Origin of the sequence: Flavobacterium sp. FlaQc-52 (assembly GCF_044007495.1) — a bacterium.
In the GTDB taxonomy this organism is placed as follows: Bacteria; Bacteroidota; Bacteroidia; order Flavobacteriales; family Flavobacteriaceae; genus Flavobacterium; species Flavobacterium cupriresistens.
In genome coordinates, this window is record NZ_JBIPCV010000004.1 from 61,555 (window position 1) to 73,567 (window position 12,013).

Annotated in this window: 7 protein-coding genes; 3 read left to right on the forward strand and 4 right to left on the reverse strand. The window is 36.2% G+C overall.

Going from position 1 to position 12,013, the window contains the following annotated elements; translation table 11 throughout:
- Positions 1-23 precede the first annotated feature (23 nt).
- From ACHRV5_RS09015 to ACHRV5_RS09030, 4 genes are all read right to left on the reverse strand, one after another.
- Complete coding sequence (locus ACHRV5_RS09015; protein ID WP_395426528.1) at positions 24-2,327, reverse strand: glycoside hydrolase family 65 protein; 2,304 nt, start codon at positions 2,325-2,327, stop codon at positions 24-26.
- 246 nt (positions 2,328-2,573) lie between these two features.
- Entirely contained in the window at positions 2,574-3,233 is a 660-nt protein-coding gene (pgmB, locus tag ACHRV5_RS09020; protein WP_395426529.1) for a beta-phosphoglucomutase, read from the reverse strand.
- Positions 3,226-4,743, reverse strand: a complete 1,518-nt coding sequence (locus ACHRV5_RS09025; RefSeq protein WP_047777803.1) for an MFS transporter — start codon at positions 4,741-4,743, stop codon at positions 3,226-3,228. The genes pgmB and ACHRV5_RS09025 overlap by 8 nt, the downstream gene beginning before the upstream one ends.
- Before the next feature lie 180 nt (positions 4,744-4,923).
- The gene (locus ACHRV5_RS09030; protein ID WP_047777805.1) at positions 4,924-5,955 is read right to left on the reverse strand and encodes a LacI family DNA-binding transcriptional regulator; all 1,032 of its coding nucleotides are present in this window, start codon (positions 5,953-5,955) and stop codon (positions 4,924-4,926) included.
- A 236-nt stretch (positions 5,956-6,191) separates the two neighbouring features.
- Here ACHRV5_RS09030 and ACHRV5_RS09035 point away from each other — a divergent pair, with 236 nt between their 5' ends.
- Genes ACHRV5_RS09035 through ACHRV5_RS09045 form a run of 3 tightly spaced genes read left to right on the forward strand, consistent with a single transcriptional unit; the run spans position 6,192 to position 11,950 of the window.
- Positions 6,192-9,167, forward strand: coding sequence for a SusC/RagA family TonB-linked outer membrane protein (locus tag ACHRV5_RS09035; protein WP_047777807.1), 2,976 nt, complete (start codon positions 6,192-6,194; stop codon positions 9,165-9,167).
- Between the two features lie 37 nt (positions 9,168-9,204).
- Complete coding sequence (locus ACHRV5_RS09040) at positions 9,205-10,830, forward strand: RagB/SusD family nutrient uptake outer membrane protein (protein WP_047777836.1); 1,626 nt, start codon at positions 9,205-9,207, stop codon at positions 10,828-10,830.
- A gap of 19 nt (positions 10,831-10,849) precedes the next feature.
- On the forward strand, positions 10,850-11,950 hold the full coding sequence (locus ACHRV5_RS09045; protein WP_047777809.1) for a SusE domain-containing protein: 1,101 nt from the start codon (positions 10,850-10,852) through the stop codon (positions 11,948-11,950).
- Positions 11,951-12,013 lie beyond the last annotated feature (63 nt).

Genomic DNA, 12,013 nt, shown 5'->3' on the forward strand with positions numbered 1-12,013 from the left:
TTTTAAGTTTAAAATTTTCGACTTTAATTGATTTGAGCCATTTTGCTTATCGTTAGTGGTTTGTCATTCACTATAATAGTTAAATCCTGATCGCCATCTACCGTAAATATAGTTTCAATATGATTTACAGCGACTTTCACAATTCGATTTCTAAAGTTTATTTTAAAGGAATAACCGTCCCATTCTTTTGGAATTTTGGGTGAAAAATGAAGCTGGTCTTTGATCACACGCATTCCCCCAAAACCTTCTACAATACTCATCCAGGTTCCGGCCATTGAGGTAATATGACAACCTTCTTCCACCTCTTTATTATAATCATCCAGATCTAAACGGGAAGTTCTTAAATAAAAAGTATAAGCCATATCCATTTTATCTAAAGCCGCTGCCTGAATCGAGTGTACACATGGTGAAAGCGAACTTTCATGAACGGTAAACGATTCGTAAAACTCAAAATTACGTTTTAATTCTTCTTTAGAGAAATGATTTTCAAAGAAGTAGAAACACTGTAAAACATCTGCCTGTTTAATGTAAGGCGAACGTAAAACACGATCCCAAGACCATTTTTGATTGATCGGTCTTTGCGAACGATCCAAATCTTTTACAGGAACTAAATCTTTGTCCAAAAAGCCGTCTTGCTGTAAATAAACCCCTAGTTCTTCTGAAATCGGGAAGTACATATTGTCCGCTACTTTTTTCCACTCCTGAATTTCGGCAGCAGAAAGCGTTACTTTTTCAAGGATACGTTTGTGATCAGCAGGATATTCAACAGCTACTTTTTTGATTTGTTCTTCAGCATAATCAATACACCATTTTGCAATATAATTGGTATAGAAATTATTGTTGATGTTGTTTTCGTACTCATTTGGACCTGTAACACCCAAAATTACATATTGGTTTTTGTCTTTAGAGAAAGAAGCTCTCTGGTGCCAAAAACGCGCAATTCCGATTAAAACTTCTAATCCTTTTTCGGGAATATAAGAGTAATCTCCGGTGTAACGATAGTAGTTGAAAATAGCAAAAGCGATCGCACCATTTCTGTGAATTTCTTCGTGTGTGATCTCCCATTCGTTATGACATTCTTCGCCATTCATAGTCACCATCGGGTAAAGAGCAGCACCATTTTTGAAGCCTAAATTGTCTTTTGCATTTTCAATCGCTTTGTCTAATTGATTGAAACGATAGGTCAATAAATTACGGGCCACCTGTTGGTCTTTGGTCGCCATGTAAAACGGAATGCAATATGCCTCGGTATCCCAATAGGTAGATCCACCGTATTTTTCGCCCGTGAAACCTTTTGGTCCAATGTTTAATCGACTGTCTTTTCCTAAATAAGTTTGGTTTAATTGAAAGATATTAAAGCGAATTCCTTGTTGTGCTTTGACATCGCCATCGATCGTAATATCTGACATTTCCCAGATTTTACTCCAAGCCTCTTTCTGATTTTGAAGCAAGGTATTGTATCCTAAACTTAAAGCGGCTTTGATACATTTTTCGGCAGCCGTTAAAGTATTTTCATGATTTAAAGAAACCGTATACCCTCCAATTTTCTGAATAGAGGAAGTTTGTCCTTTTGCAATAATAGTCCCATAGGTATATTGCACTTTATCTGCAGTTGAGTCGATTATTGAAGGCGAAATATTTACATTTTCACCATTTGCAAAAATCGTATTGTGCATGAAAGTCGTAACTTTAAAATGCGTTTTAAAAGTCTGTGCCGTTACAAAAGCTTCATTGGTGCCTTTTTTTACCTCCAATGGTTCCCAGAATTTTTCATCCCAGTTCGCATCTTCATTGGTTACTCCGGCATCGATATAAGGTTTGTAAACGATTTTGGCATCTTTATTCAGCGGTGTAATATCGTATTTGATAACTCCTGCTTCATCCAAATCTAAAGAAAGAAAACGACGAACGTTTACAGCGATTTCAGTTCCGTTTTTCAGAACCGCTTCAAAAGAACGGTTGTACCATCCTTCTTTCATGTTCAGTTCTCTGCGAAAGTTTCTTACCTCCGTGCAATGGTGTAAGTCCAGGTTTTCTTCGTTGATTTCAATGTCGATTCCGATCCAATTGGGTGCATTTAATACTTTTGCAAAATATTTTGGATATCCATTTTTCCACCAACCCACTTTGGTTTTGTCCGGATAATAAATTCCTGCGATATAACTTCCCTGAAAAGTTTCACCGGAATAGGTTTCTTCAAAATTGGCACGCTGTCCCATAGCACCGTTTCCGATACTAAAAAGGCTTTCTGAGGATTTTACGCTGCCGGCATCAAATCCTTCTTCTATGATGGACCAATTGTCTGGTTTTATATAATCTTGATTCATTTTGATAATTTGATAATTTGGCAATTCGATAATGCGTCAATTAGAAAATGAGATAATTCGATATTGTGTCAATTGAGATAATTAACTTTTCTAATTTGTTATCTTTTGAATTGCGGTTGTTGTACGTTTTTTTTAATTTGATAATGTGCCGATGTGATAATTAGATAATGTGTTAATTTGCCAATTAGATAATTCGAGTTTCTAAAAAATTATCTAATTATCTCATTTTCTAATTGACCAATTCTCTCATTGACTAATTAGCCCTTCAATAAAGCTCTGGTCGATTTCGGTGAAATCTTTAAAAATATAATCGGCTTCGTGTAAAACTGTTTTCTCACCAATTCCAACACTTACCATTTCGGCTCTGTTTGCGGCTTGAATTCCGGCAACAGAATCTTCAAATACAATGGCATTTTTTGGGTCAATGTTTAATAATTGCGCCGCTTTTAAGAAAACTTCCGGATCGGGTTTTGCATTGGTAACGTCGTTCCCGTCAACAATAACATCGAAGTAAGAGAGGATCCCTGTTTTTTCTAAAATTGGTCTTGCATTTTTACTGGCTGAACCCAAAGCAATTCCTTGGTTTTTATCTTTTAAAAGTTGTAATGTTTTAAAAACTCCCGGAAGAATTTCGCTGGCATCCATGTCAACTAAATAAGATAAGTAATCTTCATTTTTTTGAATTAACCATTTGTCTTTGTCTTCTTGTGAAGCCTCAACATTTCCTAATTCAAGTATGATATCTAAAGAACGAACACGACTTACGCCTTTTAGCAACTCGTTGTCTTCGTGTGTAAAATTTATATGTAATGCCTGAGCGATTTTCTGCCAGGCTAAAAAATGATATTTGGCCGTGTCGACGATCACGCCGTCAAGGTCGAATACGAATGCTTTTTTGTTATTCATGAATTTCAATTTTAGTTCTGTTATTTACCCTTAGCGTTAGCAAGCCGGCAAAAATCATGGATACTCCGCCGATGATTAAGGCGTAAATAGGTTCATTGTGGAAGAATTGTTTGATTACAAATCCCAATATCGTAGCCGCTACAATTTGTGGAATTACCACGAAGAAGTTGAATACCCCCATGTAATACCCCATTTTTGCTGCCGGTAAAGCACCCGATAACATGGCATAAGGCATGGATAAAATACTAGCCCATGCTATTCCAATACCCAACATTGGCAGAATAAGTAATTGTTTATCGCCTATGAAATAAATTGAAATTAAACCAACACCTCCCGCGCATAATGCCAGTAAATGTGTTGCTCTGATCCCTACTTTTTTGGCAATAACCGGTAATAGGAAAGCAACTGCGGCGGCGATTCCGTTATAAACAGTAAACAGTACAGAAACCCAATCGGCAGCATCGTTGTATACTTTTGAAGTAGTGTCTGTTGTGCCAAAAATATGTTGTGTAACGGCTTGTGTGGTATAGATCCACATGGAGAAAAGGGCAAACCAAGAGAAAAACTGTACCCATGCTAATTTTTTCATTGTAGCAGGCATGTTCAGTAAATCGGTCATTATAATCGTAAAACCATTGTTGACTTTCGAAGTTCTTAATCGGGAGGCTATCATAAATAAAACACCCATGAAAATTAATCCGATAAAAAGAATGTATAGTTCTTTGGCTAAAGAATTTTCGAAGATCAAGAAAGAGGTCAACGTACCAACTACCGCTAGCAGTACGCCCAAAGTAAGCTGTTTTTTTATGTTATCATCAGAGTCGGTTCTCGGATTGATGATTTCTTCTTTGTCTTTTTTAGCTTGTTCTTCAAAAGCATGAAGTTCTTCGGGGGTGTATTCTGTTGTTTTGAAAACCGTCCATAAAACAGAAAGCAAAAAAACGATTCCACCAATGTAAAACGACCATTTGACAGAATCAGGAATAATCCCTTCCGCAGCGGTATTGCTAACACCAAAAACATTGGTAAAAAGATAAGGCAAAACAGAACCTACAACAGCTCCGGTACCGATAAAGAAACTCTGCATCGCAAAACCTAAAGTGCGTTGTTTTTCCGGTAAATTATCACCAACAAAGGCACGAAAAGGTTCCATAGAAACGTTGATCGAGGCATCCATGATCCACAAAGTTCCGGCAGCAATCCATAAAGTCGGAGAGTTGGGCATAATGAATAAAGCCACAGAGGATAGAATCGCACCAATTAAAAAATAGGGACGGCGTCTGCCTAATTTGGTCCATGTTCTGTCGCTAAAATATCCAATTACAGGTTGAATGATCAGACCGGAAACAGGAGCGGCAATCCATAAGATTGGAATTTCGTCAATTTTAGCACCAAGGGTTTCAAAAATTCTAGAAGTATTTGCGTTTTGCAGTGCAAAACCAAACTGTATTCCTAAGAAACCGAAACTCATGTTCCAAATTTCCCAGAAACTTAATTTACGCTTTTCCATTATCGTAATTAAAAAATTAATTATACGATAAGCGCTTTGCTTATCAAAACTTACTTATTTTTTCGAAGTAAAAGTAAAAGCTTTGAGCGGAGGTAAAAGTATTAATTATTTTTAGATATATGCTAATAAAAAAGTCATAAATATTTTTTATGACTTTGGAAAGGGTTGATTTTAAGAAATTTAGTCCGTAGATTCTCTTTTTATAAGATGGGTTTCGATGACTTCTGTGGTGTAGTTTTCATCTTCTTCTTCGTCATCATCATGTTCGGCTTCCAGTCTTTCTATAAGCATTTTAGCAGCTTTGTTTCCCATTTTTTCACCACTTTGACTTACGGTCGTAATACTTGGAGTTGAATATTTGGAGATAATTCCATCGGTAAAAGCAATTACGGCAAGATCTTCGGGAACTTTAAGTCCCATTTTATGAGCTGTTTTGATAATTGTTACGGCAAAAAGTTCATTTACAGCAAAAACAGCATCAAAAGCTCTGTCGTGCAGAAGTTGACTAATGGTGATTTCGCAAGTATCTACATCTTCAATTTTAATGATTAAGTCTTCATTAAAAGGCAATCCGTTGTCTAATAATGCTTTTTCGTAGCCATCCGTTCTTAATTTCCCAACGCTCACATAGTCGACAGTAGTAACCAAGGCTATTTTTTTACGACCGTTGTCAATGAGACTTTGTACTGCTTCGTATGCGGCAGCCTTGTCGTCAATGATTACTTTGTCGCATAAAATGTCGTTGGTAACGCGGTCAAACATTACAACGGGCATACCTTGATTGATGACTTCGGTAATGTGGTGAAAGTCGCCTTTAAACTGAGTTTCTTTAGAGAGTGACATGATAAAGCCGTCGATACTTCCGTTCGCAAGCATTTCCATGTTTAAGACCTCTTTATCAAATGAATCATCCGATAAACAGATGACCACACTATACCCATTTTCGTTGGCTACCTGCTCAATTCCATTGATCACGGTAGAGAAAAAATAATGTACAATTTCCGGAATGATAATACCAATACTTTTGGTTTTCCGATTTTTTAAACTAAGGGCAATATTGTTGGGTTTATAGTTGTAAAACTTGGCAAAAGCCTGGACTTTCGATCGTGTTTCTTCGCCAATTTCAAGGCTGTTTCGCAGTGATTTCGAAACAGTTGAGATGGAGACATCGAGTTCTTTTGCGATTTGTTTCAGGGTTATTTTGCGTTTCATATAGTAATTTGAGAAAAATCTAATTGTTAATAAAGGTATCTAATATTTTTATAATTGATAATTTTTGACCTAAAAGATTACAAAAAATAGAAAGTTTTCAACACTACCACGTTTTCGTAGCGGTCTGAAAATCGTAACTCGTTGAGCATGTTAATTAATTCCTAATTTTGAGATTCGAAGTAAAATTAAAAACTTAACTAACAATCAAAAACTCAAAACTAATTTAAACAAAAAGTATGAAAACAATTTATAAAAAGTTGTTATTTTTATTCCTTTTACTACCTTTTAGTGTGTTGGCTCAGAACACATTAAATGGCGTTGTAAAGGATCTGGCTACAGGACAGCCGATTCCGGGAGTAAACGTAAATGTACAAGGTGCTCCGGGCGGAGCAGCAACAGATTTTGATGGTAAATTTCAGCTGTCTAATGTAAAAAACGGCGACAAAATTCTGGTTTCATTTATTGGATATAAGACGTCAACGATAGCCTTTAACGGACAAAAAACATTAACAGTTTCTCTTGAAGAAGATACCAATCAACTTAAGGAAGTTGTGGTACAAGTAGGTTACGGAACTGTTAAGAAAAAGGATGCGACGGGTTCTGTATCACAAATCTCTTCTAAAGAATTTAACAAAGGAATCAACGTAACTCCGGAAAGTCTGATTAGCGGTCGTATCTCGGGTGTAAATGTTACCGGAGGAGGAGCACCAGGCGCAAAAGCGGATATCCGTATTCGTGGAGGATCTTCTTTAAGTGCTTCTAACGAGCCATTAATTGTATTAGACGGATTGCCTTTAAGTAATGCTGTTCCAAGTGGTTCTACAAGTATTTTATCTACTATAGATCCTAATGATATTGAGTCTTTTACCGTTTTAAAAGATGCTTCTGCAGCTGCGATCTACGGATCAAGAGCAGCAAATGGTGTAATCGTAATCACCACTAAAAAAGGATCAAAAGGGAAGGTGAAAGTTAATTTCAGTTCTCAGGTTGGTGTCAATACTGTAGCCAATACAGTAGATGTAATGAATGCAGACCAGTACCGTGAATTGGTAATGACAAAAGGTTCTGTGCAGCAACAAGCTTTATTAGGTACTGCCAATACAGACTGGCAGAAAGAAATTTTTCATACAGCTTTAACAACAAACAACAATATCTCTGTAAGTGGTGCTTTATTTAATAAATTACCGGTACGTTTGTCTGTTGGAAATGTTGATAATCCAGGAATCCTAAGAAACACTTCTTTTGAAAGAACTACGACATCGATATCGTTAAATCCGGTTTTGTTCGATAATCACTTGAAAATTGATATTAGCGGAAATGTATCATTCGGTAAAAATCAATTTCAGGATGAAGGTGGAGTAATTGGTAGCGCGATCGGATTTGATCCAACACAATCTGTTTATGAAGCAGGCTCTCGTTACGGAGGTTACTTCGAATGGTTAGATGCTGATGGAAACTTACCTTTATTACCGGCAAGAAATCCTGTAGCAAGATTGAATCAGGATAATAGAAGAGCAACTTCAACAAGAAAATGGGGTAACATCAGATTAGATTATAAATTCCATTTCTTTGAAGATTTAAGAGCTGTGGTAGAAGCAGGTATTGATAAATTTGACAGCAGTGGATATACGGAGGTAAGTACTCAAAGTGTCTTGGGATATCAACCAAAACCTTTTACTGATCCGGCTTATGTGAATTTAGGAAACTATAGTCACTACACAGATGCACTTCAGAACAAAAACTTAAATGCTTATTTTAATTATACTAAAGATTTAGGGAAAATTAAAATTGATGCGACAGCAGGTTACAATTACCAATTGTTCCAAAAAGAAAAGTATTCTTCAGGAGAAGTTAGACAACCAAATCCTAATTCGGATGTTGCTACTGACCCGGATGTTAACTTACAGTCTTACTTTGGACGTTTGAATTTAGGCTATGACAGTAGATATTTACTAACGTTAAACTACAGAAGAGACGGAACTTCCCGTTTTTCTGAAGACAACAGATGGGGTAATTTTGGTGGAGCTGCTTTTGCATGGAATGTATCTGAAGAAGCTTTCTTAAAAGACAATGCAACTCTTTCTACTTTAAAATTAAGAGTTGGATATGGTACTACAGGTCAGCAAGATATCTCAGCGCAATATGATTATTTACGCAGGGTAACACTTGGAACAATTAACTCACAATATATTTTTGGTAATACGATTTATGCGACGGCAAGACCGGAAGGATATAACGAAAATATAAAATGGGAAGAATTAGCAGAGGCTAACGTTGGTGTTGATTATGGATTCTTAAACAACAGAATTACGGGAACGATCAACTATTTTGACAAAAAATCAAGTGATTTATTAGCAGAAATTGCAGTTCCTGATGGTGCAAACTTAAGAAACCAAGGATTCTTTAACATTGGTAGCGTAAGAACAAAAGGGGTTGAGTTTAGCATTGAGTCTGATATCATTAAGAATGATAATTTAACTTGGAATGTAGCTTTTAATACGACTTATATTGATCAGAAAATTTCTGATTTAGGAATTACAGTTCCTGGTTTTCAAGGGTATCTAATTGGAGACAATATAGCAGGTGGAAACGGAAATAAAATTTTAATTAATTCAGTAGGGTCTTCACCAAATTCATTCTTTCTATACCAACAATTGTACGACAGCAACAAAAGACCAATTGCAGGAGCTTATGCTGACAGAAACGGAGATGGGAAAATTGATGTAAATGACCGCTACAGAGCTGGTAAAGCAGCTCCGGATTATACTTTTGGTTTGTTCTCTACTTTAAACTACAAAAAGTTTGATTTTACAATGAACTGGAGAGCAAGTTTAGGAAACCATATTTTTGATAACGTAAATTCTAATTTAGGTTATTCTGATGCCGGATTAAGAAGACAGAGTGATTTGTCTAACGTTAGTTCTGATTACTATAACACTGGTTTTACTTTTGAAGATAACGGAACATCACGTTACCTGTCTGATTATTACCTGAAAGATGCTTCTTTTATCAAATTGGATAACGTTACAGTTGGGTATACTTTTGATAAAACAATAATCAAAGCAGCTTCTTTAAGATTTACAGCGGGAGTACAAAATGTTTTCATTCTTACGAAATACAACGGTTTAGATCCTGAGAAATTCAATGGAATTGATAATAATGTTTACCCGAGAGCAAGAACTTTCTTATTTGGAGTAAATGCCAATTTCTAATAGCAGATTGAAAATCAAAAATTTAAAAACAAACAAAATGAAAATATCATTTAAATATATATCTTATTTTTTCCTATTCGTTTTAGGAATAAGTATGACACTTACCTCGTGTACGGACGACTTAAACGTGACGCCAAAGGATGATGATGAATTTCTATCGGAGACCTTTTTTCAAGATCCCAAATCATACAAAGAAGTATTGGCTAAATTATACGCGGGTTTGTACGTTGGAGGAAATGATGGTGATGGTGATGCAGCGATACCTGGGAAAAACCCTGATATTGCAGGGCTTGGTGGTGATTTTAGTAGTTACTTACGTTTACTTTTTGTAACACAAGAGTTTCCTACAGATGAGGCAATTATTGCTTGGGCAGATGGTACTTTGCCAACACTGAATTCTCAAACCTGGTCTCCGGCCAATGAATTCTTGGAAGGAACATTCTCAAGAGCTTTTTATCATATTAGTGTTGCTAATGAGTTTCTAAGACAAACTACAGATGATAAATTAACAGCAAGAGGTGTTGATGCAAATTTAAAAGCAGATATCGCTAAATTTAGAGCTGAGGCCCGTTTCTTAAGAGCTTTTTCTTATTACAATTTAATGGATTTGTTCGGAAATGTGCCAATTACTACAGAAAACGATCCTGTTGGTTTCTTTTATCCGGTACAAAAATCAAGAGCAGAAGTTTTTGCTTTTGTAGAGTCTGAATTAAAAGACTTAGATAATAGCTTAGTAGCTTCAAAACAAAATGAATATGGAAGAGTAGATAAAACTGCAGCTAAATTTTTATTGGCACAGATTTATTTGAATTCTAAAGTATATACAGGTGTAGACAGAAATAGTGAAGCAGCGACATTATGTAGTGAGGTTATTAATTCAGCATATACTTTTGCAGATGTTCCTTATCGTTACTTATTCTCTGCAGATAATAATACAAATGGTGCTCAAGCTGAATTTATCTTCCCAATTATTGGTGATGGTAATGCGATTAGAGCGACTGGTGGAGGAATGAGTTTCATTATGCACGCTTCTATCGGAGGTAGTATGAACGCTGCTTCCAGAGGAATGGACGGTGGATGGCAGGGAATCAGAACTCGTAGAGAGTTTGTAAATCTTTTCCCGGACGAAACTGCAACGGGAGACAACAGAGGTACATTTTATACAGATGGTCAATCAAAAGACATTGCTAATGTTGGAACTTTTACGGATGGTTATGCGGTAACCAAATACATCAATAAAAAAGCAGACGGTTCTGCAGCACAAAGAAATGATATCCCGGATATTGATTTTCCAATGTTCAGATTAACAGATGCTTATTTAATGTATGCGGAAGCAACTCTTAGAGGAGCTAGTACCGGAAATATTACTACTGCTTTAGGTTATATCAACAAAATAAGAACAAGAGCAAATGCTCAGACAATTTCTGCTCAGAACTTAACCCTTGATTTTATTTTGGATGAAAGAGGAAGAGAATTGTTCTGGGAATGTCACAGAAGAACTGATTTGATTCGTTTTGGAAAATTTAGCGGCGGATCTAAAACCTGGCAATGGAAAGGTGGTTCTATGAGTGGACAATCTACCGAATCGTACAGAGACTTAATGCCGATTCCTGCAAGAAATATTCAGGCAAATCCAACATTGAAGCAAAATCCAGGATACTAACATCTTATAAAATTTTAAAATGAAAAATATATATAAAATTTTAATCGCATTTATTGGTGTATTAGCAGTGTCATGTAATGCTGATGCTGTTGACGAAAGAGAAGTTCTTTATACTGTTACGGCACCGGAAATTACCGCGCCGGCAACAGGACAGGATTTTGCCCTGGATGTTGATAAAGCATCTGCGGAAGCTGCTAAATTTACATGGTCAGCGGCAGAATATTCTACTGCGGTAGCAGTAAAATATACTTTGTTAATAGACAAAAAAGGGGGTGATTTTAAAGGAGCTAAAATACTTGCCTCTACCATTAATGGTATTAAGGAGGCTTCAGTACTGGTTAAGGATTTAAATCAGGCTGCAATTGACTTAGGTGGAAAACCTGAGGTTACTGCAATGTATGATGTGAAAATTGCATCAAATGTGGCTGGTGGATTTGTTCAGGTGTCTAAAGGTTTAATTACAATTAGTGTAACTCCTTACGTTGGAAAAGTAGACTATAAATTTACCGATTGGTATTTAGTAGGGGATGCCACGGTATCAGGTTGGGATAACAATAAAGGAAATCAGATTTTATTCAGAAATCCTAAAAATGCTGATGAATATAAATTCACAGGATTTTTTAAAGCAGGTTATTTCAAAACAATTAAAAACTTAGGAAACTGGGCACCAATGTACGGTGGAGCTAATGGTACTCTTGTGTACAGAGGAACAGATGGTGATGCAGATCCTGCCAGTATTGCAATTGCAGCAGATGGGTATTATACTTTCACTATGAATGTGAAAACTTTAAAATATACCTTGGTTGCTTACGATGCTTCTGCAGCGAAAACATACTCAACAGTTGGTATTATTGGAGACAGTACGCCAAAAGGCTGGGATAACTCAACTCCTATGATAAAATCTTCTTTCAATGATCATATCTGGACTTTAGGCATCACTTCTTTAAATGACGGAGGTCTTAAATTTAGAGCTGAAAATAAATGGGATGTTTCATGGGGAGGATCAACTCCATTCTCAGGAGGAGGTTCAGGTGATAATATACCGGTAGCAAAATCTAAATATGTAATTTATTTCAATGATTTAGACGGAAGCTATTTGATGATTCCTAATCAGGGATAAAACTTTCCCAAATTAAAAAAGGGGCTATCTGCTAGATAGCCCTTTTTTAATCTGACTAACTAA